The 25,493-nt window shown below is 35.0% G+C and carries 30 protein-coding genes; 27 read left to right on the top strand and 3 right to left on the bottom strand.

The features are described 5' to 3' along the window. The first annotated feature begins 103 nt into the window (after window positions 1-103). The 6 genes from vrrA to hmpA all read left to right on the top strand — a co-directional run bounded on the left by vrrA (window position 104) and on the right by hmpA (window position 4,558). Window positions 104-661 carry a VrrA/YqfQ family protein gene (gene vrrA / locus BN1058_RS04300; protein ID WP_090853353.1) on the top strand — a complete coding sequence of 186 codons (558 nt, stop codon included), beginning with the start codon at window positions 104-106 and terminating at the stop codon, window positions 659-661. Between the two features lie 69 nt (window positions 662-730). Further along, complete coding sequence (gene msrB, locus BN1058_RS04295) at window positions 731-1,690, top strand: peptide-methionine (R)-S-oxide reductase MsrB (RefSeq protein ID WP_090853350.1); 960 nt, start codon at window positions 731-733, stop codon at window positions 1,688-1,690. A gap of 165 nt (window positions 1,691-1,855) precedes the next feature. Then, complete coding sequence (locus BN1058_RS04290) at window positions 1,856-2,059, top strand: DUF6501 family protein (RefSeq protein WP_090855979.1); 204 nt, start codon at window positions 1,856-1,858, stop codon at window positions 2,057-2,059. A 64-nt stretch (window positions 2,060-2,123) separates the two neighbouring features. Next, complete coding sequence (locus tag BN1058_RS04285; protein WP_090853346.1) at window positions 2,124-2,669, top strand: histidine phosphatase family protein; 546 nt, start codon at window positions 2,124-2,126, stop codon at window positions 2,667-2,669. A gap of 93 nt (window positions 2,670-2,762) precedes the next feature. Beyond that, the gene (locus tag BN1058_RS04280; protein ID WP_090853344.1) at window positions 2,763-3,002 is read left to right on the top strand and encodes an indolepyruvate ferredoxin oxidoreductase subunit alpha; all 240 of its coding nucleotides are present in this window, start codon (window positions 2,763-2,765) and stop codon (window positions 3,000-3,002) included. Between the two features lie 338 nt (window positions 3,003-3,340). Then, complete coding sequence (gene hmpA, locus BN1058_RS04275; protein WP_090853341.1) at window positions 3,341-4,558, top strand: NO-inducible flavohemoprotein; 1,218 nt, start codon at window positions 3,341-3,343, stop codon at window positions 4,556-4,558. A 186-nt stretch (window positions 4,559-4,744) separates the two neighbouring features. Here the strand turns inward: hmpA and BN1058_RS04270 are convergent, their stop codons facing one another. Both BN1058_RS04270 and BN1058_RS04265 read right to left on the bottom strand, forming a co-directional pair. Next, window positions 4,745-5,356: a C40 family peptidase gene (locus tag BN1058_RS04270; protein ID WP_090853338.1), complete on the bottom strand. Its 612-nt coding sequence runs from the start codon at window positions 5,354-5,356 to the stop codon at window positions 4,745-4,747. Between the two features lie 126 nt (window positions 5,357-5,482). Next, the gene (locus tag BN1058_RS04265; protein WP_090853334.1) at window positions 5,483-5,761 is read right to left on the bottom strand and encodes an acylphosphatase; all 279 of its coding nucleotides are present in this window, start codon (window positions 5,759-5,761) and stop codon (window positions 5,483-5,485) included. Between the two features lie 135 nt (window positions 5,762-5,896). Here BN1058_RS04265 and BN1058_RS04260 point away from each other — a divergent pair, with 135 nt between their 5' ends. The 14 genes from BN1058_RS04260 to BN1058_RS04200 all read left to right on the top strand — a co-directional run bounded on the left by BN1058_RS04260 (window position 5,897) and on the right by BN1058_RS04200 (window position 18,075). After that, window positions 5,897-6,874, top strand: coding sequence for a P1 family peptidase (locus BN1058_RS04260; protein WP_090853331.1), 978 nt, complete (start codon window positions 5,897-5,899; stop codon window positions 6,872-6,874). Window positions 6,875-6,962: 88 nt separating this feature from the next. Next, window positions 6,963-7,889: a peptidase U32 family protein gene (locus BN1058_RS04255; RefSeq protein ID WP_090853328.1), complete on the top strand. Its 927-nt coding sequence runs from the start codon at window positions 6,963-6,965 to the stop codon at window positions 7,887-7,889. 16 nt (window positions 7,890-7,905) lie between these two features. Then, window positions 7,906-9,138 carry a peptidase U32 family protein gene (locus tag BN1058_RS04250; protein WP_090853326.1) on the top strand — a complete coding sequence of 411 codons (1,233 nt, stop codon included), beginning with the start codon at window positions 7,906-7,908 and terminating at the stop codon, window positions 9,136-9,138. Between the two features lie 105 nt (window positions 9,139-9,243). Then, window positions 9,244-10,776, top strand: coding sequence for an FAD-dependent oxidoreductase (locus BN1058_RS04245; protein WP_090853321.1), 1,533 nt, complete (start codon window positions 9,244-9,246; stop codon window positions 10,774-10,776). A gap of 1 nt (window position 10,777) precedes the next feature. After that, complete coding sequence (locus BN1058_RS04240) at window positions 10,778-11,542, top strand: alpha/beta fold hydrolase (RefSeq protein WP_090853318.1); 765 nt, start codon at window positions 10,778-10,780, stop codon at window positions 11,540-11,542. A gap of 388 nt (window positions 11,543-11,930) precedes the next feature. Further along, on the top strand, window positions 11,931-12,170 hold the full coding sequence (locus BN1058_RS04235) for a DUF2316 family protein (RefSeq protein ID WP_090853315.1): 240 nt from the start codon (window positions 11,931-11,933) through the stop codon (window positions 12,168-12,170). Window positions 12,171-12,385: 215 nt separating this feature from the next. Beyond that, the gene (locus BN1058_RS14290; RefSeq protein ID WP_176694444.1) at window positions 12,386-12,559 is read left to right on the top strand and encodes a hypothetical protein; all 174 of its coding nucleotides are present in this window, start codon (window positions 12,386-12,388) and stop codon (window positions 12,557-12,559) included. A gap of 201 nt (window positions 12,560-12,760) precedes the next feature. Continuing rightward, window positions 12,761-13,378 (top strand): HAD family hydrolase, encoded by a 618-nt coding sequence (locus BN1058_RS04230; protein ID WP_090853312.1) that lies wholly within the window; start codon window positions 12,761-12,763, stop codon window positions 13,376-13,378. Between the two features lie 165 nt (window positions 13,379-13,543). Further along, the gene (locus BN1058_RS14285; RefSeq protein WP_176694443.1) at window positions 13,544-13,687 is read left to right on the top strand and encodes a hypothetical protein; all 144 of its coding nucleotides are present in this window, start codon (window positions 13,544-13,546) and stop codon (window positions 13,685-13,687) included. A 385-nt stretch (window positions 13,688-14,072) separates the two neighbouring features. Then, on the top strand, window positions 14,073-15,152 hold the full coding sequence (locus BN1058_RS04225; protein WP_255306987.1) for an AI-2E family transporter: 1,080 nt from the start codon (window positions 14,073-14,075) through the stop codon (window positions 15,150-15,152). 318 nt (window positions 15,153-15,470) lie between these two features. Then, window positions 15,471-15,929, top strand: a complete 459-nt coding sequence (locus tag BN1058_RS04220; RefSeq protein WP_090853309.1) for a hypothetical protein — start codon at window positions 15,471-15,473, stop codon at window positions 15,927-15,929. A gap of 64 nt (window positions 15,930-15,993) precedes the next feature. Next, entirely contained in the window at window positions 15,994-16,257 is a 264-nt protein-coding gene (locus BN1058_RS04215; protein WP_090853306.1) for a hypothetical protein, read from the top strand. Window positions 16,258-16,306: 49 nt separating this feature from the next. Continuing rightward, window positions 16,307-16,594, top strand: coding sequence for a hypothetical protein (locus BN1058_RS04210; RefSeq protein ID WP_090853303.1), 288 nt, complete (start codon window positions 16,307-16,309; stop codon window positions 16,592-16,594). 617 nt (window positions 16,595-17,211) lie between these two features. Then, window positions 17,212-18,075: an MBL fold metallo-hydrolase gene (locus BN1058_RS04200; RefSeq protein ID WP_090853299.1), complete on the top strand. Its 864-nt coding sequence runs from the start codon at window positions 17,212-17,214 to the stop codon at window positions 18,073-18,075. Window positions 18,076-18,287: 212 nt separating this feature from the next. On the opposite strand, the gene BN1058_RS04195 is transcribed toward BN1058_RS04200, so the two are convergent. Further along, window positions 18,288-19,187, bottom strand: a complete 900-nt coding sequence (locus tag BN1058_RS04195) for a DMT family transporter (protein WP_090853296.1) — start codon at window positions 19,185-19,187, stop codon at window positions 18,288-18,290. Window positions 19,188-19,345: 158 nt separating this feature from the next. Between BN1058_RS04195 and BN1058_RS04190 the strand changes: the two genes are divergently transcribed. From BN1058_RS04190 to zorA, 7 genes are all read left to right on the top strand, one after another. After that, complete coding sequence (locus tag BN1058_RS04190; RefSeq protein WP_090853293.1) at window positions 19,346-20,734, top strand: aminotransferase-like domain-containing protein; 1,389 nt, start codon at window positions 19,346-19,348, stop codon at window positions 20,732-20,734. Between the two features lie 218 nt (window positions 20,735-20,952). Continuing rightward, on the top strand, window positions 20,953-21,138 hold the full coding sequence (locus BN1058_RS14155) for a thermonuclease family protein (RefSeq protein WP_141652118.1): 186 nt from the start codon (window positions 20,953-20,955) through the stop codon (window positions 21,136-21,138). Between the two features lie 23 nt (window positions 21,139-21,161). After that, window positions 21,162-21,308 (top strand): thermonuclease family protein, encoded by a 147-nt coding sequence (locus BN1058_RS04185; protein WP_090853221.1) that lies wholly within the window; start codon window positions 21,162-21,164, stop codon window positions 21,306-21,308. Window positions 21,309-21,412: 104 nt separating this feature from the next. Then, entirely contained in the window at window positions 21,413-21,700 is a 288-nt protein-coding gene (locus BN1058_RS04180) for a hypothetical protein (RefSeq protein ID WP_090855976.1), read from the top strand. Window positions 21,701-21,840: 140 nt separating this feature from the next. After that, window positions 21,841-22,071, top strand: coding sequence for a hypothetical protein (locus tag BN1058_RS04175; RefSeq protein ID WP_090853290.1), 231 nt, complete (start codon window positions 21,841-21,843; stop codon window positions 22,069-22,071). A 329-nt stretch (window positions 22,072-22,400) separates the two neighbouring features. Then, complete coding sequence (locus BN1058_RS04170) at window positions 22,401-23,519, top strand: DUF4145 domain-containing protein (protein WP_255306986.1); 1,119 nt, start codon at window positions 22,401-22,403, stop codon at window positions 23,517-23,519. An 84-nt stretch (window positions 23,520-23,603) separates the two neighbouring features. Further along, on the top strand, window positions 23,604-25,493 hold the full coding sequence (zorA, locus tag BN1058_RS04165) for an anti-phage ZorAB system protein ZorA (RefSeq protein WP_090853284.1): 1,890 nt from the start codon (window positions 23,604-23,606) through the stop codon (window positions 25,491-25,493).

The raw sequence follows: 25,493 nt of genomic DNA, 5'->3' as shown, positions 1-25,493 counted from the left end.
CCTTTATTACCTTATGTACGATAGAATATTTAAGTAGCCTACACTTTTTCATAGGTCTTACGTACACTAACATAGAAGTATTTTTATGAAATGAGGGAGCAATATGTTTCCACCAATGCAAGGAAGACCACCAATACAGCCGAATATGCCACCAATGAATATGCCACCAATGAATATGCAGCCATTACAACATTGGGGAGGAATGCCTGCAGCTTATCAACCAACTACAGCCGTCCCTAAAAGCGGGTTGCAAGGTATGATACAAAAATTATTGCCATCTCAATTAGGCAGTCAAGTATCGGGCGCTACTGGTGGAGGTGTGACACAGACATTATCGAATTTACAACAAATTTTAAAAATGACACAATCCGTTACTCCTATTATTCAACAATATGGTCCGCTTGTAAAAAACCTCCCAAGCATGTTAACACTTTTAAAAGCCTTCCAAGAAGCAGATGGAGAAGAAGCAAACGAAGAAAATAGTGCAGAGGAAATAGAAGAAAGTAAGGAAGATCCTGTAGACGATGTAGACGACGATATTGATGATGAACAGTCTGTTGAAGCAAAAATTGAAACGGAAAATGAAAATATATATTTAATTGAAACAGATCAATCCTACACGAATCAACCAAGTGGATCAAAGCCTAAGCTCTATATTTGATATTCCTTCCTAATCTAACTAGAATAGAAATACAAGTTAGTCATTACTTTTTGTTAGGAGGAATCTATTTTGGATCAAGGATTTGCTTTAGCAACATTTGCAGGGGGCTGCTTTTGGTGTATGGTTGAACCATTTGATGAACAGCCTGGAATTGAAAAAGTTGTATCTGGATATACTGGTGGACATGTAGATCATCCATCTTATGAAGAAGTATGCTCAAATACAACTGGACACGTCGAGGCTGTTCAAATTATGTACCAACCAGAAATCTTTCCTTATGAACGCTTGTTAGAGATCTTTTGGCAACAGATTGATCCGACTGATCCAGGTGGACAATTTAATGATCGTGGTGAATCATATCAAACAGCTATTTTTTATCACAATGAACAGCAAAAGCAATTAGCTGAAGCTTCCAAATCGGCATTAGAACAATCTGGTAAATTTAATCAACCCATTGTCACAAAGATCTTACCAGCAACAACATTTTATCCAGCAGAACAGAAACACCAAGATTACTATAAGAAAAATACATTTCATTATCGATTATATAAAAAAGGGTCAGGTAGAGAAGCTTTCATTCAGCAACATTGGAAAAAGAAATATACAAAAGAAGAACTTAAGCAAATTCTCTCTCCCATTCAATATAAAGTTACCCAAGAAAACGGAACAGAGGCACCTTTTCAAAACGAGTATTATAACTTAGATGAAGATGGTATATATGTTGATATTGTTAGTGGGGAGCCTTTATTTTCATCAAATGAAAAATATGATGCGGGTTGTGGTTGGCCAAGCTTTACTAAACCAATTAATCGTATGCAATTAAAAGAAAATTTAGATACATCCCATGGTATGAGACGGATTGAGATTCGTAGTAAAGATGCTGATTCACATCTTGGACACGTATTTGATGATGGTCCAACCGATCAAGGTGGTATGCGATATTGTATGAATTCAGCAGCATTACGCTTTATTCCAAAAGACAAGTTAAAAGAAGAAGGGTACGAACAGTATTTATCCTTATTTGATTAATAAAAAAAAAGCTGCCCAAAGAGGCAGCTTTTTTGCATTATCTGAAAGAAGAGTAGTTTAAACTATAAAATCATATGAATAATTAGAGTTTGACTTATTTTTTTGAGTTTTTCGTGCTAAAATGGAAATGTACAAGTATGATAGAGAGAAAGAGGGTGCATAATGGTGATACACCAAACTTGGGAGAAGTCTGAAACCATCAAAAAAATTAAGTGTGTACATGCGGATGCAAAAAAGTTTGTCGTTCATCATGTACTAACACCAGGGAAAGTATATGATGTAAAAAATGAAACAGATGAATTCTATTTTATTATAGATAATACCAATCGCATCGGTGGATTTAAGAAAGACTATTTTGTAGAACAATAGATAATAGAAAAATGATAGGGAAAAGATTGAATAACGATATCCTCTTTACATAGGAGATGATTTAGTGAAGCAACTAATTTTGATTCAACATTGCCAAGCAGAAGGACAACATATGGATTCCCCATTAACCCAGCATGGCGTTAATCAAGCGCATCGTTTAGCATTATATTTAAAAGACAATGATTGGAGAGTCGATCGCATAATCTCTAGTCCTTTTATGCGTGCAATTGAAACGATAAAACCGTATGCCGCAACACAACATATTCCTATTGAGCAAGATGTTCGTTTAGAAGAAAGAGTCTTAAGTAATGAACCGATAGATGATTGGTTGGATGTTTTAGAGCAATCTTTCCAAAATTTTGATTTTTCCTTATCAGGTGGCGAATCATCAAATGATGCGTTAAAAAGAGGTTTAGCAGTAATAGATGAATGTTTACAAGACGAGTCGAATAACTGTGCTGTTCTTGTTACACATAGAAATTTATTAAGCATTATATTATCCCATTATTTAGATGACTTTGGATTCGAAAGATGGAAAACATTAACAAACCCTGATGTTTTCACACTTACATTTAATGAGGATACCTGTCATGTGCGTCATATCTGGTAGCGCGGGCTATCAAATGAACCAGAATTAATTTGGGTAGATATACTTATCTATGATAGGATAAAGAATAGTAATTTTTTTAAGGAGGAGTTTTTCTTGGCTTTTGTAATTACATCACCTTGTATAGAAGAAAAAGCAGGCGAATGTGTAGAAGTTTGTCCTGTAGATTGTATAGAAGAAGGAAAAGACATGTTTTATATCGATCCAGATATTTGTATCGATTGTGGGGCATGTGAAGCTGTATGCCCAGTAGAAGCGATCTTTATGGAAGATGAAGTTCCAGAAGATGAGCATGAATACATTGCGCTTAATCGTAAATTCTTTGAAGAGAAATAATTTTATAAAATAGAAGTTACGTAATAAGGCAAAGTCATCTTTCTCTTTGATAGGCTCCCCTTAAGGTAGACAGATTAAAAAACAAAAATCTGTTTTACCTTAAGGGGAGTTTTTATGTCCGATATATTTTTTTTTATCTCATGTTAGCTGAGATTCTAAGCAGAGCATAAATGCACACTCAATTAGTGGGTGTCTTCCTTTATCTGAATTAAATTAAAATAGCCATGAACCTTAACAGAATTGTCATATATTCTTGCATCGAGCTATTGCGATACTTTCTAAACTTTTTATACAATTAAGGATGTGTAAAAAGTATATCTTTAGGAGTGTGTTATATAATGGCAACAACAACAGCGCCACTTGATCAACAAACAATTGATTTGGTAAAAGCTACTGTACCAGTTTTAGAAGAGCATGGTACAGCAATTACATCTCGATTTTATGAATTACTATTTACGAATCACCCAGAACTAAAAAATATATTTAATCAAACAAACCAAAGAAAAGGTGACCAACCTCAAGCATTAGCTAATGCTGTGTATGCAGCGGCAGCGAATATTGATCAATTGGAAAACATCTTACCTGTTGTTAAACAAATTGGTTATAAACATCGTAGTTTAAATATTAAACCAGAACATTACCCTATTGTAGGTGAAAATCTGCTTAAAGCGATGCAAGATGTATTAAAAGAGGCAGCAACAGAGGAAATTATTAATGCATGGGCGAATGCCTATGGTGTTATTGCAGATGCCTTTATTTCTGTTGAAAAGGAAATGTACGAAGAAGCAGCTAACAAAACTGGAGGATGGGTTGGTTACCGTTCTTTTCATGTGATTCAAAAAGTAAAAGAAAGTGATGTGATTACTTCTTTTTACTTAAAACCAACAGATGGTGGACAAATACCTGATTTTGAGCCAGGTCAATTTATTACAGTAAAGGTAGATATTCCATCTATACCATACACATGCCAACGTCAATATAGTTTATCTTGTAAGCCAAACAGTGACTATTTCCGCATTAGCGTAAAGCGTGAAGATGGTGTAAATGATAATCCAAATGGCGTCGTGTCTACTTTCTTGCATGAATCTGTTCACGAGGGAGATACAATTGAAATAAGTGCTCCAGCAGGTGACTTTGTGCTTAACAATGAGGAAAAGCCACTTGTATTGCTTAGCGGTGGTGTTGGACTTACACCATTAACAAGTATGTTACATACTGCTGTACATCAACAGCCACAACGTGACGTGTACTACATTCATGCTGCTCAAAATAGCGATATGCACGCATTAAAAGAAGAAGTAAAACAAATAGTAGAGACTAAAGATAATGTGCATGCATATACCGTTTATGAAAAAGGAGAAGCAACTAATTGTGATAAAGTGGGATTTGTAGATTTACCTTGGCTACAGTCTATTTTACCGACTAATCATGCATCATTCTACTTCTGTGGTCCTGCACCATTTATGAAAGCAATGAATAAAGCACTTCGCGATTGGAATGTAAAAGAAGAAGATATTCATTTTGAATTTTTCGGTCCTCAAGGTGATTTATCATAAAGAAGAAAAGCTTCCATACCTATGTATTGAAACTAGATTGATTAATATAACTTTTATACCTTAACAAAAAATACCCTATCAAGTAGCATACTTTTTAAGTCTACTTGATAGGATATTCTTGTTAAATGTATTTCTTCTAGGATTTAGGGTGGAGTGACAATTACACCACCACATTTGACAGAGAACCTAAATGACTCTTTGTGCCCAAAGGAAACGATCGTAACTCCACGAACCCCAGATTGATAAAATAACAACATCTTTTTCAGCATTTAAATTGGAAATCCAGTAACCATCCCCTATATATATACCTACATGAGAGACTCTGCCATTATCTCCAAAAAACATAAGATCTCCTTTTTTTAGGGCAACATTTCTGTTTTCATCATAAAAGGGAACAGGAGTGCCAACGTGTGATGCTTGTTTCCAACTAACACGTGGAAGCCAAATACCAAATTTCTCATAAATGTGTTTTGTCCAACTCGAACAATCAGCAGTACGCGGGCTTAAAGCGTAATCAGCCCCTAGTCTATAGTCCGTAACGTCCTGCAAACTAACAGCATAATCCACAATATCTTCAGCCAGATGTGCTGAACGAACATTAATTTTTTGCCCTACATAGATTCTACTTGGGTTGCTCAACTGTGGATTTAATTGAAGCAAATCACGATAATCCATCTTATGTTGTTGTGAAATCTTCCATAATGAATCGCCTGGTTTAACATAATAAGCAGCATCAACCATTTGTGGGCTAGCTATTAATGTAATAAACAGAAGTAACATTCCGATCATCTTTTTCATTTTGATATATCCTCACTTCACAGTTATTTATAGGATACTTTGTGAAAAAAAGAAAAAAATATGCATCGGAAATATCAAAAAAGGTTTGTTTTCTCTTTTTGTTTTCCCATGTTTGATTAATGGTTTTTATCGAATTTCAAACGCTGTATATCCTTTCAGATCATCGTACGTTTCTATATCGACATGATCCACGTGAATAAAACGTCTTGGCCCTTTTTTCATGAGATCAACAAATGGATAAACAACTTTATCATCGCCTTCTACTTCTATTTCAACTGTTCCGTCAGCTAAGTTTCTTACCCAACCGGTTAGTCCCATTTCTTTTGCTTTCATTTGTGTCGTATAACGAAATCCAACGCCTTGAACCATGCCAGAAACAATCAAATGTGTGCGAATTTTACTCATGTTATCACCTCAAAATTATTGTTATTATTCTATTTACCATATATCATAAAATCAAACTAGTGATTTAAACATTATTTTATGTATTATTTACGTTTTAAGTAAACGATTACTAAATAGAAAGGAGTAGAGGAAAAGATGTTACAAGAAATTTCAATAGGAAATATGAAAGGTTTTTCTATCGGACATGCCCAGTATAACGATGCAGCAACTGGTTGTACAGTAATCATTAATAAAAATGGAGCAGTAACTGGGGTAGATGTACGAGGAGGGTCCCCAGGTACGCGTGAAACAGATTTACTAAAGTCCGAAAATCTTGTGCAGGAAACACATGCTGTCTTTTTAAGTGGTGGCAGCGCGTATGGTTTAGGTGTTGCTGATGGTATCATGGACTATTTAGAAGAAAAGAAAATAGGATTTGATGTAGGTGTTGCACGTGTTCCAATTGTACCTGGTGCTATTCTTTTTGATTTAGCTTTAGGGGATGCGTCCGTTCGACCAGATGCCACATTAGGCTATCAAGCATGTTTGGATGCGGAAACAACTAAGGAAATAACAAACGGTTCTATTGGTGCAGGTACAGGAGCAACAGTAGGGAAGTGTTTAGGGACATCTTTTTCCATGAAAGGTGGCTTAGGCACATTTGCCATACAAATTGGTGAGCTTCAAGTCGGTGCAGTTGTTGCTGTAAACAGCTTTGGAGACATTCTTGATCCACAAGAAAATCAAATCATTGCAGGAGCCTATGATCGAGAGAATAAACAATTTTTGCATACAGAAAAACAATTATTGTCACAATTAGATAAACAAACGAATCGATTTTCAGAAAATACGTCCATTGGTACGATTATTACAAATGCAAATGCAACAAAGGCTGAAATGAACAAAATTGCAAGTATTGCTCATGATGGATTCGCTAGAACCATGCGTCCTTCCCACACACTAATAGATGGCGATACGATTTTCGCAATGACATCGAATAAAGTATCGGTTGATTTAACTATTGTTGGTATGCTTGCAGTACAAGCAATAGAGCAAGCAGTTATTAATGGAATCAAACAAGCACATACTGTATTAGGACAACCTAGTTATCGAGAAATGATGAAAAACAAATAAAAAAGTATGTTTAATTGTGATTTTTGTCACTGATTATTTTTTATTTTTATCCATAATAAACAGTAGACTGCAATTTTGAGGTGAAAGTATGGAAAGACCTTATCAACCAGAGTTAATCGCCACTGCAAGAGACATGAAAGAAGTAGAGAAATTGATTGATGTTGGAGTGGATGCGATTACGATTGGTCATCAGAACTACGGCTTACGGGTCACTGGTGATTTTTCATTAGAAGAAATAAAAACAGCAACTGTGTACTGCCATCAAAATGAAACAAAAGTATATATTTTGACCAATGCTATTTTTCATAATGATGTATTAGAAACGTTACCAACGTATTTAAAGGAATTAGAATCTGTAAAAGTAGACGGGATTATTTGTGGAGATCCCTCCATTTTCACGATTATAGCCTCCTATTCAATTGACATACCAATTATTTGGAATCCTGAGACATTAGCAACGAACTATGTGACATTGAATTACTGGCACCAAAAAGGAATTAGTCGTGCGATTCTTTCCAATGAGTTAGCTATTGATGCCATTAAAGAAATCAATGATAATGTATCGTTTCCAGTAGATATTCAAGTACATGGAATGACGTGTATCTTCCAATCTAAGCGTAAATTAGTTACGAATTATTATCGTCACATTGATAAGTCATATGATCAACAGCAAGCCATGCATATCACACAAGGTAAAGAAGAGGATACACATTATCCGATTTTTGAAGACGTGAATGGTACACACATTATGAGTGATGGTGACTTGTGTATGATTGATCATTTACCTTTAATATTAGATGCTAACATTCATGGTCTTCGTATTAACGGTATCTTGAAATCCATGGATTATCATGTGGAAATCACGCAATTATACAAAGAAGCAATTGACGCATATTTATCGGATCCTACGCAATTTGAATTGAAAAAGGCGGGATTTAAACAACGTATTTATGCGATACAACCAGAAGATAGAAAATTAAGTACAGGATTCTATTTTAAAGAACAGATCTATTAGCTAGAGGAGTATAATCATGACTGACATACATTCAAAAACAAAACCTGAGTTACTTGCTCCAGCAGGGAATTTAGAAAAATTAAAATTTGCTATTCATTACGGTGCAGACGCTGTGTATATTGGCGGTAAACAGTTCGGACTTCGTTCAAAGGCTGGTAATTTTTCATATGAAGATATGGAAGAAGGCGTAGCATTTGCTAGAAAATATGGCGCGAAAGTCTATGTAGCAGCAAACATCATCGCACACAATGAAAATTTAGATGGAGCAAAAGAATATTTCAAAGCGTTATACGAGATAGGGATCGATGCAGTGATTGTAGCTGATCCAGCATTAATTACCGCTTGTAAAGAAGCAGCTCCCAATTTAGAGATTCATATTAGTACCCAGGCTTCGATTGCCAATTGGCGCACAGTGGAGTTTTGGAAAAATGAAGGTATTCCTCGTGTGGTATTAGCAAGAGAAGTATCCTTAGAAGAAATCAAGGAAATGAAAGAAAAAGTTGACATCGAATTAGAAGCATTCATTCACGGTGCTATGTGTATTTCGTATTCTGGGCGTTGTGTATTATCGAATCATATGACTGCACGTGATGCGAACAGAGGTGGTTGTGCGCAATCTTGTCGTTGGAAATACGATTTATTTGAAGATGGTACAGAAGGTTCAGAAAATATTTCTGCCGAATCGGACGAGTCCTATACCATGAGCTCTCAGGACCTGAGTATGGTAGAACATATGCCAGATCTATTAGCATTAGGTGTCGATAGCCTGAAAATTGAAGGTCGAATGAAAAGTATTCATTATGTTGCTACCGTAGTAAACGTATATCGTAAAATTATTGATACGTATTTTGAAGATCCAGATCATTTTGAGTTAAATCCGGAATGGGTGGATGAAATATGGAAAGCGGCACAACGTTCATTGACGACTGCATTTTACTATAATGAACCTACTGAAAAGGATCAATTATTCGGTAAACCAGCTCGTATTCCTAAATATGATTTTTCAGGCCTTGTATTAGAGTATGATGAGACGACTCAGATTGCCACGATCCAACAACGAAACAGTTTTGGTGTCGGAGATGAAGTAGAATTTTTCGGTCCTAATTTCTATCATTTCAAACAGACAATTGAGGAAATTTGGGATGAAAACGGGGAGTCCATTGACCGAGCAAAACATGCCATGATGATTACGAAAGTGAAAGTCGATCAACCATTAAAATATTATGATATGATGCGAAAACGCAAATAGTTACTAATCAAAACTCTTTTTATACCACCGTGTAAAAAGAGTTTTTTTGTATGCCTATGTATCCGTACGTTCATAATAAATAAAAAGGATGGAGGTTTTTATAACATGACGATAAAAAAAGAGTCCTATTGGTACAACACGAATGTAGCATCATTTCCACCTATATCAAAAGATATCGAAACCGATGTTACGATTGTTGGAGGTGGTATCACTGGAATAACGACTGCCTACCTGCTAGCAAAAGAAAATATCAATGTGGTACTACTGGAAGCTGATCAGTTAATCAGTGGCACAACAGGACATACAACAGCAAAGATTACCGCACAACACGGACTTATTTATGATGAACTGATCCAACATCTTGGAAAAGACAAAGCAAAAGACTATTACAACGCACAAAATAAGGCATTAAACCACATAAAAGAAATCATAACGGAACAGCAGATTGCCTGTGATTTTTCTGAAGAGGATGCCTATGTCTACACAAATGATGAGGGGTATGTAAACAAAGTTAAAAAAGAGGGAGATGCTTATCAGCTATTAGGAATACCTGGTTCCATCGTTACGAAAATGCCTTTAGATATCCCCATGAAGATCGCATTAAAAATGGACAAGCAAGCACAATTCCATCCAATAAAGTATCTAGCAGCGCTTATTCATGAATTATCTAACAATACCAACATACGCATATTTGAACAAAGCCCTGCTGTTGATATTAAAAACAGTAATTCAGGTGAGCCAACTGTAGTAACAAAACAAGGACACGTGATTGAGTCCAAGCACGTTGTTATTGCTTCCCATTTTCCTTTCTTTGATACTAATGGATTATATTTTGCTAGGATGTATGCGGAACGTTCCCATTTAATCGCTGCAAAAGCGAAACAAAAGTATCCAGGTGGTATGTATATTAGCGCAGAACAACCTATTCGATCCGTTAGAGTTACTAAAAGTAATGATCAAGAGTTTTGGCTTTTTGGTGGGGAGAGATATCGTACAGGTCATGCAAGTAAACAAAAAGAAGCATTTCAAAAATTAGAGACATTTGCAAATCAACACGTTACGATAGATACATTTATCAATCAATGGGCAGCACAAGACCTTACAACAACAGATAAAGTCCCTTTTATCGGTAAACTATGTAAATCAACCCCGAATATCTATGTTGCTACTGGTTATCGAAAATGGGGAATGACAAACGGTACTATTGCAGCACAAGTAATGACGGATACGATTTTAAATAAACAAAATCCATTTACGGATCTGTTTTCACCCCAACGCTTCCATAGTGATCCTGACATCAAGAAGCTTATTGCGATGAATGCTACAACTGCAAAACATCTGATTGGTGGTAAATTAGCTATACCAATGAACAAAGTAGAAGAACTAAGTGAAGAACAGGCTACGACTATACTAGCAGGCATGAACAAAGTAGGCGTATATCGTGATGAAAACAAAGAATTACATGCGGTTGATACAACCTGTACGCATATGGGCTGTGAAGTGAAATGGAATCAAAATGAACAAACATGGGATTGCCCTTGTCATGGTTCGCGTTTTTCTATCGTTGGAGAAGTGTTAGAAGGCCCTGCCACCAAGCCTTTAGAACAATATGATACTTCGGAATTAGAGGATCATTAATATGCCATGTGTCCATTTTGAAAATACGAATGTATGTTATGATAAATTTGGCAGCGGGGAAGCGATTTTATTTATTCATCCACCTGGTTTAGGAAGACTTGTTTTTCAATACCAAAGAGACTTAGCAAACCATTATCAATTGATTATTCCAGATCTTAGTGGACATGGACAATCGAATGCAAAAATGAATCATCCGTGTACGATGATTGAGCAATATGTGCAAGAGATTAAGCATATTATCGAAGAGGAAAATTTGGATGATGTCATACTGTGTGCCTATTCAGCAGGTGGCGTGATTGCACAGTCATTTACCGTGCAATATCCTAATATGGTAAAAGCTTTAATTATTTCTGGTGCTTATCCAAAGGTCGATACCGTTGGACTAGAGTGGATGTACCGGATTGCTGAGGGAATCGTAGTTAAGAATCCAAACAAATTAGCCGAAATTTTAGCGTTTAGCAATGCAAACAATCTAGAAGATGAGCAAAAGTTATATGAACACATGCTTCAGACGGATCCTGTCATATGGCTGCGTTTTTACTTAGATACGCATCATTATAATCAAGTGAGCCAACTTCCATCGATCCAGTGCCCAACCTTACTAATATACGGCGAACGCACCTCTTGGATTCATCATCACAAATTATTTTATCAGAGGCAAGCTAATATGGATATCGCATTTGTCGAAGATGCATTTCATCAAGTTCCTAGTAAAAATCCTGTAGCATTCAATCATTTAGTAAAACAATTTATTAACAAACTTTGAATAATCGGATCGGAAATTAATTCGGCGTTCGCTGAATAATTGTTGAGTTCGCCGAATAAATGAGCGTATCGCCGGAACAGAGCTCCAGTTCGCCGAATAATTGAGCGTATCGCCGAAAAAGTGCTCCAGTTCGCCGAATTAATTGAGCGTATCGCCGGAAAAGTGCTCCAGTTCGCCGAATAATTGAACATATCGCCGAAAAAGCGCTCCAGTTCGCCGAATAATTGAACATATCGCCGGAAAAGTGCTCCAGTTCGCCGAATAATTGAACATATCGCCGAAAAACGCTCGACTCGCCGAATAAATATCCTTTTCATCATGTTAGATCGCATTAGTAAAAAATAAATAGTTGGGAAAAATGAGAATAACTTAATTTGGAGGTGAAAAAATGAGTGTAGATCCCGCGCAACAAAAGCATGTGGCGAAAGAACTAAGAGAGAACTTTAAACATGCTGGACTAACCCCAGAAGTCATTCAGGCTGATCTAGCCTTCAGTCATGAGCAGTACGAAGAGACAATAAAATTAGGTCCAACCTCTGATGAAGAAGCCGTAACACGCTTACGTAATTATTTGGAAGAGAAGTTAATAGAGCAAGGCAAAAAGCCTTATAACAGTAATCCCCAGTAAGACAACGTGATGTCAAAAGGTATCTGGTACGTCAATAAGACTAAATGGTCATTTGACGATATCAGGTGCTTTTTTTGTTTGTTGCTGATAGGCAGTCTCCTTTTTTAGCTAAAAACAGACAGTTATCTTAAAAGAGATACTATTTTATTGTTGAAAGCGTTTTCCTTTTGTGATATTATATATTCATAAATTATAAATGCTAGGTGGATCACAACATGAAACAATACATCTTCTTATTACAAACGCCTCTTAATCCAATAGAGGTTAAATTTGAAGCAGAAGGAATGCTTGATGCATTGACACAAGCAAAAGAATTTCTAAAAAAAACAATGAAAACCCATTCATCAGAGGTAGATATTCAATTTAAAGGGACAGTATATTTAAATTAGATGATGAAATCAACCAAAAATAAGGTGCCCGGTACTTCCAATCGACTAAGGTTTGTTGGAGTATTAGGGGGCCTTTTTTCGTTTTTGTTCACTTTAATTGGCCATTGTATAGTAAACTATAGTTGGATAAACGTTGTTAAGCCAAATGAATATGCTTATCACGGGTAAAAAGCCAATGGATGTGGATAAAGGAGAATGTTAATGGATAGTATAATTTTTGACTTGGATGGTACCTTATGGGACTCAAGAGATACTGTCGTTTTTGCGTGGAATCACGTACTCAATCAATATGAAATTGACAAAGAAATAACAAAAGATGATTTAAAGCAGACGATGGGGTTACCATTTCAAGAATTAGGCAAAAGATTATTACCAAGTATAGGTAAGGAAGTAGCGGAGAAAGTACTCAATGAAAGTTGTGAAGTTGAAAACAGTTATTTAAGTAAACAAGGCGGGCAATTATATGATGGCGTGGAGAACGTTTTGAAGGCTTTAGCAAAAAAGTATAAGCTTTACATCGTAAGTAATTGCCAAGATGGTTACATAGAAGCCTTTTATCAGTATCATGATTTAGGGAAGTATTTCTCTGATTATGAGAACCCGGGTAGAACAGGTCTTTCAAAAGGAGACAACATTAAATTAATCATAGAAAGAAATCAGCTGAACCATCCAGTTTATGTTGGAGACACAAATGGTGATCAAAAAGCAGCAGAATATGCCGGCATTCCGTTCGTTTATGCACGATATGGGTTTGGTGAAGTATCTAGGTATGATCATGTGATTGATCGGTTTGATGAACTTTTGGATGTGTTTGCGTAATCGCCTAGCGAGTCAATTAGATATTAGGCTGAGCGCTTGTAAAAATTTGAACGAATGTACTAGTGGTTACACCATTTAAATAAAATATCGTAAAACCTAGCCCCCAACCTATACCGATCATTTTTTAGCTCATAAACTATGACAAGTAAGGAAGGGGGGATAGGAATGCCGTTTTTTGGACCCCGTTTTGTTCGTCCAACACCAGTGTATCGACGCGGATTTAGACGTGGATTTGGAACTGGATTTATACCAGGGTATGCACGTGGCTTTCGTCGAGGTTTTAGACGAAGAACTTTTGGTCCGTTCTAAAAAGTACGGAATCAATGATCAGGAACTTAGTAGTGAAATAGACAACTGTCTTTTCAAAGTACTAGGTTTCTTTTTTTAGTTGAAAGAAGAATATGAATTAATTAGCTCACAGCAAGTCTAATGGACAATTTTTGAAATAAAGGGGTCCTTTTTCAAACAACAATAAACCTGTAATTGAGATAGAAGATGAAGATTTACCATTCTGACCTCCATAACCAGGGTCTATAAGCGTATCCCTTATGTCAGGTTTTTTTATTCAACAATAGGGGTACATAAAAAGAAATGGTATATTACCTTTAAAGGGGGTATGTTAAATGGAGGAACAAAATAAATTTTTAAGATTAATTGGTGGAAAGAATATTTTTACATATTAGCTTTTCTCATTTTGGTTGGCATTACCATATATATTTATACTCAAATTTCTTTTATCTTTTATCCACTTAAGGTCATATTATCTACCATAGCACCACCAGTAATTTTAGCATTTATAGCTTACTATTTATTAAACCCAATTGTAGACTTGCTTGAGAAATTGAAGATTAAAAGAATTTGGGGAGTTATCATTCTTATTCTCGTTATTAGTGGTGCCTTAACTGGAATTATCTTGTTAACTGCTCCAGCTATCGAAGCGCAGATAAAAGATTTAGTTCAAACGTTTCCAAACTACTTAAAACAGCTTAGAGATAACATGACAAATTGGGTGCAGAATTCTTTTTTAGGTCCATATTATGATGAGGGTTATAACTGGATAATGGAGAGATTAGGTGAATTACCACAATTAATTGGAACTTATATTTCTAATGGTTTTCAAGGGATACAAAGTATTGCTAGTACAATTACAAGTACGATTGTATCTATTGTGACCTTTCCATTTATTTTATTTTTCTTACTAAAGGATGGTAAAAGATTTCAACATTATACGATTAAATTATTTCCACCAAAATTTAGAGATGACACCAAGCAAATCTTAACTAATATCGATACGCAAGTTGGTTCTTATATCCAAGGTCAGATTATTGTCGCATCCGTAATTGGTGTTCTATTATTCATTGGTTACCTAATCATAGGACTTGATTATGCATTCATATTAGCTATTGTCGCAGCAGTGACAAGTGTTATTCCTTATTTAGGACCAGCTATTGCCATTATTCCAGCTGCTATTATTGCAATTGTTAGCTCCCCATTTATGTTGTTAAAGCTAGCAATTGTATGGGTTGCAGTGCAATTTTTAGAGGGGAATTTTGTCTCTCCAAACATCATGGGGAAGACGATGAAAATTCACCCATTAACAATTATTCTTGTATTATTGATTGCAGGTAATTTATTTGGCGTTATCGGTGTGATTCTTGGTATTCCAGGCTATGCGATCGTAAAAGTAATTGGCTCCTATATTTTCTATAAGTTTAAGAAACGATATAACAAGTATTATGGGGAAGACCGCGGATATTATGAAATGGAAGAATAGTTGGATAGCATAATAAAATTAAACAAGCAAAGTAGAGTGCATAATCGCAATAGTTTTAGCACTCTATTTTTTATTGTTACATCAACTTTCAACTTAAATATTCATCTTAAGTAACATAGAAAATTTCATCTCAACTAGTATTTTGATAATAGCTGTCAACGTAATAATATCTATGTTAATTAGTATGCTGTTTGCCTTACTTATTATAATAAAATAAATAGGTAATTGTTATTTTATGTTAAAATAAATGTAGAGTTTGTGAATAATCATACCTAAACTAAAGAGGCAGGTTAGTAGAACAAGAACAGGAGGATTATTATGAAAAATTTTATTATGCCCCTTGCACTTATAGCCTTATTGTTAAGTGCTTGTTCGAGTAATGCAGAGACTATAAATTTTGAAGATAAGAGTTTTGCCAATACACTATATATACAAAAAGTGGAAAACAATTCTTCATCTGAAGAAATGAACAAAATGGTTACAGATAAAGATAAAATAAATGAAGTATTATCTATGGTAGAAGGTCTAAAGGTTGAAAAAATCAATACAGACACCTTTATGGAAAAACTGCAGTCACAAAGTGCTTATATGTTTGGTTTCTTTCAAGGCGATGGAAAGAATACTGAAAAGGGAAAATATGCTTTTAATATTTTAGAAGATGGAACTATCCTTTTGAATTACGATAGAGTTGACAATCCAGGTACTCCCCTTATTACAACGGAGAAGAATAAAGATTTATTAAATGAAATGAAACAGAAGTTAGAGATAAGTTTTTAGGTACAGAAATTGTTCAATTAACGGGTAGCGAATGTTGAACAACATTGTGTAATGGAGGGGTTAAATGAGGGAAAGGAAATGGAGATTATACCTCAATATGATTTTTGGTTCGGTTGGATTGTTATTGGTTGCTTTAGCGGCAATGAGACATATTGCAGAAGGACTCAATAGTGGTGGATATCTAATAGTATTATTTGGTTTTATATTTACTATGAACTATGTTAATTACCTTGAAGAAAAAGCTGGAATAAGCAAAAAGATGACGTGGATTAGAGGTATCATCTCCATAATTTTGTTATTTGTAATATCATATTTATTATTTTTCTAGTAATTAAACAAACGGGAGCGTTGGTTAAATAACTATTGGGGGTGGATAAATGAAAAAGATAGTAGGTTTGATAGGAATAATAATGATACTCTTCGGTTTGGGAATTGGCTATTATTATCTAAATTTTGCTGTGACCGAAGGGTCTTATAAAATCCAAGATAATAACATTTTAGAGGAAAACGAAAATTATTATCTCTTTTTAGAAGGTCATAAAATTGGGATTACAGAAGAACAATTTAAAAAAGTTGAAACCGATAAACGTTATCATATTAGATACAGTTGGAATAAACTTGTAAAAGGCAAAGGTGAAATTGAGATATTAAATATAGAATCATAGTTAACCTCTTAGTTGAAGTAAGTAGAGAAACCTAGTTATATCAGGTTCACCTTATTTCGCTAACGGGTGCGTATGTGCAACAAGGGTTTGGGATCAGGCTGCTGTTCCTTTTCTGTAATAGAAGAACTTTATTTCAATAACAAATGTTTACACAATATAGGGGAGATTATGATGGTGAAAGTAATATTACAAAAAATAATATATTTTGTTTTTACGCTTATTATTTTTATTGTTTTATGGAAAGTAATGAGCAAATTTTGGGACGCTTTTGTCCCTTGGAATTATAAAACTGACCTATTAGGAATTTTTGTAGTAGCACCACTACTAATAGCATCTTCATTTATTTTATCAAGTTTGTGTTTCAAAGTTATAAGGAGTACCAAATAATAATAAATCTTTCAGTGGTGCTTATTGCGTTAACGGGTAGCAGGAGTTGAATAAGGAATTGCACTACTTGTTAATTATAGAAGTATTACTATTATCGACAATACTTGGTTAATTTGCACCGCCAAATTATGTTTTACTTATATTTAGTTCATCATTTCATAATAAACAAAAGTGAGTGAGAAGAGCTTGAAAAAGTCATGTATATATCATTTTATGTGGAGGTGACAATCATGCAAGAATTAAAAAGAATTGGAAAATCGTTTTGGTTTATGACACCAGTTTCAGAAACTGACAGACCGACATTAGGAATGGTCGTTGGGGATAATAGGAATTTGATGATTGATGCAGGCAATTCAGAAGCCCATGCACGTTTGTTTTTAGAAAAATTAACTAAGCAAAATATCTCCAAGCCTGATGTTGTTGTATTAACTCATTGGCATTGGGATCATATTTTTGGTATGTCGGTACTAAAGGATGTAATGACTATTTCATCTGCAGATACGAAGAAAGAGATGAATAAACTGATAGCTTATGAATGGACAGATAAGGCTTTAGATGAACGAGTTCAAAAAGGAACTGAAATTAAATTTTGTGCTGATTGTATTAAAAAAGAGTTTGGTCATGAAAGAAACATTCAAATTGTACTACCTACATTAACGTTTGAACATCAGCTTGAAATAGACCTTGGAGGAGTTACTTGTGTGATAAAACATGTGGGTGGTGATCATTCAAAAGACTCTGTTGTTGTTTACATAAAAGAAGAAAAGGTACTTTTTTTAGGTGATAGTATCTATCCAGATATCTTTTCCTCTAAAAAGAACTACACATCGAAACATGCATTTAACTTAATAAAAGAGCTTGAAACATTCGATGCAGAAACATACATCCTTTCACATTCGGAGAATATGAATAGAATGGAATTTTTAAAAGAAATTGAATTACAAAAAGTAGTAGGGAACCTAACCGAAAAGTATAAAGGGGATGCTGGAAAAATTAAGGATGCTTTTAGGCAAGCTATAGATAGACCGTTAAATGAAGAAGAATTAGAAACAATAAATCTTTTTGTAAATGGCTATGAAATGAACAACACCTAATTCTCATTAACACGAAAGAAACTCCTTCATGGTTGTGTTGGTTGTTCTTCTCTTAGATGTTTACTGTTCTTATTGCATTAAGGGGTGCTTTAACACTGTAAAAGATAAGTTTGATTTCCCTTAATCGGGCGCCATTCTTGATATGAAAGGCGTCCCTTTAATTGGTTACATTTTTAATATGAGATCAGTTCATAGTACCTGACTAGTAATATTTACACATAATTTTGTCTTTGCTTAAAAATCTCTTTTTCTTTCTTTTTTGGATGAATTGTAGTAAGTGATACGCCAATAAGTGCTAAAGTGCCTCCAAAAATTGATAATAATGTAGGTATTTCTTCAAGCCATAACCAAGAAATGAGAATAGCCACAACTGGTGTTAAATACAGAGAACTTGTTGCTTCTGAAGCCCCCTGTTTAGCTGTCACATAAGCAATAGCAAAATAAGGAATTAACGTTGGGAATAACCCTAAATAAGTTACAACAAGTGTACTTTCTACAGAAGCTTGTTGGATTGTTGTCCATAATCCTCCTGAGAATGGAAACATAAATAAAGTACCGGCTAAGATAGTATAGGTAGTGAAAGGTAAAAATCCATACTTTTTTAAATAGAAAGATTGAAATACAAAATAAAAACTTTCTCCAAAAGCACTAATCAAAATCAAAAAAACCCCCCATTCGATACTAAATCCTCCACCAGTTCCTAATGTAATAAGGATTACGCCGAAGAAAGCAATGGAAGAACCGACCCAACCATAACGATTGAATCTGTCTTTCAAAAATACTGCTGCAAGTAAAGCAGAGAGTATAGGAGTAGTAGACACCAATAAACTTGCTGTTCCTGCATCAACGGTCCTTTCACCTAAATTTAAAAATGTATGGTATACAGAGAAACCGAGAAAGCCTAACAATAAAATAATCGGGATATCTTTCTTGTCCGGAATCCGCATTTTCATAATAAAAGCAAAAACAAGCAAAGCTAATGATGCAATAAACATTCGTAAAAAAGCCAGATGAAAAGAATTGTAAGATTCAAGTGCGACACGAATCGCTGGAAATGCGGACCCCCACAGAAAAATTGTTAAGATATAAGAAATAAATACTTTCATATTCATACTTACCTACACCCCTCCTGAAAACTAGAACATCTAATTTTTGTCCTTTTATGTTAAAATAACAGCACTAAATTAACTTCAACCAATTCTACAATTTCAGATCCAACCAATTAGAGGTGAGCGAGATAAACAAAAATACAGCTATACCAAAACACATAATGATTCAGGATTATATAAAAAGAAAGATTAAAAATGGTGAATGGCCAGCCGGTAGTAACCTTCCTTCTCAACGGGAACTGGCCTCCACTTTAGGTGTGAATCGTAGCACAATAATAGCTGCATTAGATGAATTAAAGGCACAAGGATTAATAGAAGGTAAAATGGGAAGTTCAACGAAAGTCGTACAAAATTTATGGCAGCAATTAACAAACAGTACGCCACATTGGAATGATTTTGTACAATGGTCATTACACCCACCGAATGATCCTATCGTGCGAAAAATTAACCAAACAGAGATAGATAGAGGGTTTATTCATTTAAGTAAGGGAGAGCTTGGATCAGATTTATATCCAAGAAAAGAACTTTCTCAAACCTTTAAGAAGGTAGGTGAAAACATATCCTATTACGGTTATGGTGATGGGAAAGGAAGTCTTTCACTGAGGAGGGCACTGAGTCATCACTTAGCTTCTAGAGGTGTGCTTGCGGATCCTGAATCCATTCTTATCGTTTCTGGTTCACTACAAGCTTTGCAATTGATTTCTTTAGGAGTACTTCAATCAGAATCAACTGTTTTTTTAGAGAAGCCTTCTTATTTATACTCAACTCACGTATTTCGTTCTATGGGAATGAAACTTAAAGGCATACCAGTTAATGATAAAGGCTTAGATACTGCCTATTTTAGGAGACAATCAATTGTAAAAAATAAATCTATTGTATATACAAACCCTACTTTTCACAATCCAACCGGAAATACAATGCCATTAGAAAGAAGGAAGGAGCTTCTGCGTGTATGTGAAGAATATCAGTTACCTCTGATTGAAGATGATATCTATCGGGATCTTTGGCTTGAAGAAGAACCACCCTCAACTCTTAAATCTTTAGACACGCAAGGGCATGTACTTTATACGGGAAGTTTTTCTAAGACGATCGATCCCGGATTACGTATTGGATGGATGGTAGGACCGGAAAAAGTAATAGGACGACTTGCCGATATACGAATGCAAATAGATTATGGTACTAGTATGGTATCTCAAGCGGTTGCTGAATATATGTTAACGTCGGGTTTGTATGAACTACATTTGCAGCAAACCCGAAAAGAACTGTTAAAGAAGAGGAATTATTTAATTCAACTTTTAAATAGGTATTTTCAAGACGATGCTTATTGGGAAGTTCCAAAAGGCGGATTCTTCATTTTGGTTCATTTTAAACACCCGATTAACACGAAGCATTTATTTTCAGAGTCTTTTAAGAAAAAGGTTTTAATTAATCCAACTTCAATCTATCAAGATATCACAAGTCAAAGTATTCGCCTCTCCTTTGCTTATCCAACATATAAACAAATGCAGCAAGGGATAGAAATTTTAAAGGGAATTATAGAATCCCGATAGACTCTGGTTCTTATTTTTGTATTGCTGTTCGTAATGAAGAAGTTAAAATTACTGGTTCAGACGCCAACATTAAAAATATAAACCATTTCAGTGTCAGGTACCGTGTGTGGACATATGTCCACACGTGGTGCCTGGCATTTTTCTTATTGATCCATCCTCCGTTTACTAGCCTGACCAAAAGAATAACTTATTCGGGAAGTGACAGGCACCTATACAAAGTGTTTCTAAACGGAAACATTGTTGATGTACGGTTACTGTTAATTAATGCACCAGAAACCGTGCACCCGGATATTTCAGACGAGCCCCTTGGTGCAGAGGCGGTTGCTAGATCGAGACAGATACTGATCGGTAAACAGGTGCAGTTGGAATATGACCCACGGTATGATCATTTTGTAGATTGCTAGCTTATTTATGGGTGGATGGTGTCATGTTAAATGAGTTGTTGTTGGAAGAAGGATTCGCCTATGTAGCCTATGCCTATCATCCGCCATATAAACATTATCAACGGTGTATACATGCACAGATACGAGCAAAGATTAGCAGGAAGGGGATCTGGGCAGAGGAGGTTTTTTAATGGCCTACTATTCTGGTAGCGTTCATATACTGTAAAAAGCGCTGAAGAAAGTGGTGTGTTCATCATTGTTTTTAGCCGTATTGGCGGCAGAAAGGATGGCTCAAATGAAAAGAGAAGAAGTATTAACGGCCCTTAAGGCGGGAGAATTTGATGGAATAAGTCATACGTATCAACCTTACAGTGGATATGGAAATAATAGTCATCAGACAGAAATCAGTGTATCTTGCGGGAGTATTGAGGTAACGAAAATTACGACAGGTAAATTCTTTGATGGCAAGGAAAACGAACGATTTGAAGACAGGACAACGGAAGTATTAAGTGATTCGGAAGCGTTAGATTTTATAAAAAAGCATCCGTATTACTTTTCACAAAGAAGACCCGATTTGTTTTAGAATTAGGGTTGAAGTTTTTTAATAATACAAAAAATAGTCGAACCATTTTGTAGTGGCTGACTAATCCTCATATAAAATGATATATAAGTGGCAAGATTTAGAGCAAACCTCGTGTGAAGGGTCTGGAAGGGAAATGTAAAATGTTTATAGAATTTTATTATACATATGATGTGTTAAAGGATTTATTGGTTGAGGTAAGTGGTATGAACGATCGTTTAAGTAGTATTGAAAGAGATGTAGGAGCAATGGACTTAGACGTGCATTCAATAAAAATGGATGTGAATACTATTGATTCAAACTTAAGTAATCTCGAATTAGATATTGGTTCTATTAGAAGTGATGTTTCAAGTATTGATTTTAAAGTAGATTAATTATTATTTTCAGGCAATATATTCCCAAGGGATATGTTGCTTTTTCTTTTTAGATCACTGAAATGTTGAATCTTTTTTGAAAATAAGAGATTAATAGTAGATTTCCAATCAGCAGACGAATAGCTACTAGATTTGACCATTCAATAACTAGGCAGCTACAAAATATTAACAAATTTCGCTAATTTCATTTAAAAGTTATGACAAATGAACTAATATAGAAGTAATAGAATTCAATATTAATTGATTTAAATTTTGTCCTGTAAATATTCCAACATTTTATCGAAAAAAATAGAGTCTGTCCGAATTTAAATAGAGAGGAAGCGCTGGTTTTGAAAAAAAATGAGTATTATTATCAATTTCTAAGAGCTATTTCTGTTGAATTAGCGTCACTTGCAAGAGAACTAGAATATAGCGTTTTTACAAGTCCGAGAATGATGTTAACTAATTCCAGAACATTTGTTGAAGATATAGTTCATCGTGTACTTAATACAGAAGGAATATCAGATATTGGCTGTTCAACACTAATGGATAGAATTCAATTACTTCAGTCACAGGGAATAGTACCACAAGATATTCAGGATGCCATACATATAGTAAGAAAAGCAGGAAACGATGCTTCACACAATACAAGGGTGTTTCGCTATTCAGAAGCGCTAAAGAGTTGGGAAGCTTTATATCTTTTGGTCAGATGGTACATGGAGGTCTATGGGCCGTTATCATTTGAAATGCCAAGATATCAAGAACCACAAATAGAACATGCGAATAACTATGATATAGAAGAAGTAGAGTTACGCTTGAGTCAGTGGCAGAATGCTGTTCTATCAAAAGTAACAGAGATTGCTGGTCAGATGGATAGTGCTTCTACAGTAAAAGAAGAAGTGACATATGACCAAAGTGTTGATGTACCTGGAGATACTAAAGTTAGAACTATCACTTACCAAGATAATGTAGTAGATGTCCCCTATTTCTTACGAGATTCATTTTTGTTACCACAAAGATTTCTGAAATCAGAAAGGTTTATGATCGCACTTGGTGGTGTGGAGCAAGCGCGAATTATGAGTGAATTACCACCTGATTTAGAAGGTTTATCAAGTAGAGTGAAGCGTTATAACGAGACACATGAAGCGTTATTATTTGAAGACTTAGCGAGTTTCATAGAAGAGGAAAAAGAACGTCGAAGTATTATGAAAAATAGACCTGGAGAATTATTTATCTTCTTTCAATCAAATTATCTGATTGTGACAGACAAGTTGGCCAAGACCCCATTAACAAATGATTATTTTAAAGGATTTCCTAATTTCTTGCGTCAATTACAAGAGGATGGGAAACATAGTGTTAGCCAACTCCCTCAAGAGCTAGTAATACTAGCTAAATATGACCGAGTCGGGATTAACACTGTTGAAAAACTGTTTGAACAAATGGTTTCATTACAAAAACAAGATTCATAGAAGTTTTAAGTTTGCTATTCATGCTTTTACTAAAAGATAGAAAAAAACAAGTAATATATTAAACAGTTTTTTTGGAGGGCGCGTATGTTTGCTAGTATATATGAGGTAATATCAAATGATTTTTATATTCGAATTTTAACTATAGCAGCAGTTGTTATATTCTTTGTCACATTGGCATTTTATTTATGGATTAAGATTGGAATGAATTCTTTTAGCAAGAAGTTAAATGAAGTCTCAAATCAAGAGGGCGGGATTGATAAACGGATAGTTCTTATCAATGAATGGTTCAAGTCTTCTAAATCAAAATGGTTGCCAGGGATACTTGAAAAGTCTTGGAAGAAGTTTTATTGGGAATACAGTTCTACCGAAGAACATTATATACCTGATGTTTATGAATCATTTAAAGAAGATCAAATAGTCTATAAATACGGGCGAAGAAAACTAGTTGAAACGCTTCCTGCTGTTTTCGTTTCACTAGGTATTTTAGGTACGTTTTGGGGGATTACTTCAGGGATTACTGGTATTAATTCTAATGCAGGGGTTGATGAACTGCAAGGTGGTATAAATACTTTGCTCTCTGGAATGGAATTTGCTTTCTACTCTTCTATTGCTGGTATTGTTATATCGTTAATCTATCAATTGTGTGATCGTATATTCTTTTATAGGATGATTTCTAAGAATTTTGATCTACTAATGTCTGATTTAGACAAGGCATTCCCGATTAAAACAGAGGGAAGTTTATTAGAAGAAATGGTCAAGACGCAACAAGAGCAAATGAACGACCTTAAAACATTCTTTGCTGATGAATTTGTCACAAAATTAACAACCGGAATATCTGAAACTGTTCAACAGTCTCTTAATCCGCACTTAGAACGTAGTAATGAAATAATGGAGACTGTCGTACAAAACACAACCGAAGCACAAGGTGAAAAATTGAATGAAATGGTCAACTATTTTGTTGAATCTCTAAATGAAGTAACAGGAGATCATATGAAGGATTTAGGTGAGGCACTTAATAAGACTGTAGAGTGGCAAGAAAAAGTTCACGGAGAAATGAGCGCATTAGTAGAAGAATTGTCTAATGTTGCTGAAAAACAATCAGAAATGGCAAAAAATACAACAGATTTAAGTGAACAAATGAATGAATACACAGAGACGTTATCTGATTATCAAGGAAAATTAATTACTTCAACCCAAGAGTTAAGTTCTATCACAGAACAAAATACAAGTTTATTGGAGCAAATGAGGTCATTATCTCATGAAATGAATGATCGTCATAAGGAATCTGAGGATAACTTTGCTAATCGTCTAGATCAGATGAATCATACGATGAAACGTATTACTGAACTTGGTGCAGTAATGAATGACATGCAAGAGGAAACAAAAACAACAATTGAATCATTATCTTACGCTAATGAATCTATTGATCAAAGTATCATAAATAATACTAAACTAACTGATTCATTGGTAGATCAACACGAGATTTCCAATCAATGGAGTGTGAAGACACAATCATTACTTGAAGATTTAGTAGAAAACTCTGAAATCAATGAATCGATGCATACAAATATGAAACAGCTTTTTGAAAGAATAACAGAAGAAAGAGAAACTCTAGATAATACGAAACAGGAACATATGGATCTTCTACAAAGGAATGTGCAAGAACTTAAGTATTATTGGACCCAGAACAGTGAGGCCTTGGTGGGTAACAGAGAACAATTTGAGGCGCTCAATAATAGATTAGATCAGTCCATGAATGATTTCGCCGATCATATGCAACGTGGTGTTCAACGAACATTTGAACAATTTGATAAAGAGTTGAAGACGGCTGTCGAATATCTTGCAAGAGGTGTTGGTGGCATTAATCAAGTTGTGGAGTCGATGGAACAAGATATTGATAGTGTAAATGGTCAAATATCGAGGTTTAACCAATCGCTAGAGCAAATTGCAGCTGGCGTAGAGAAGCAAGGGTGA

Origin of the sequence: Paraliobacillus sp. PM-2 (assembly GCF_001368815.1) — a bacterium.
Classification (GTDB): domain Bacteria; phylum Bacillota; class Bacilli; order Bacillales; family Amphibacillaceae; genus Paraliobacillus.
This window is presented reverse-complemented; position numbering and strand designations above follow the sequence as displayed.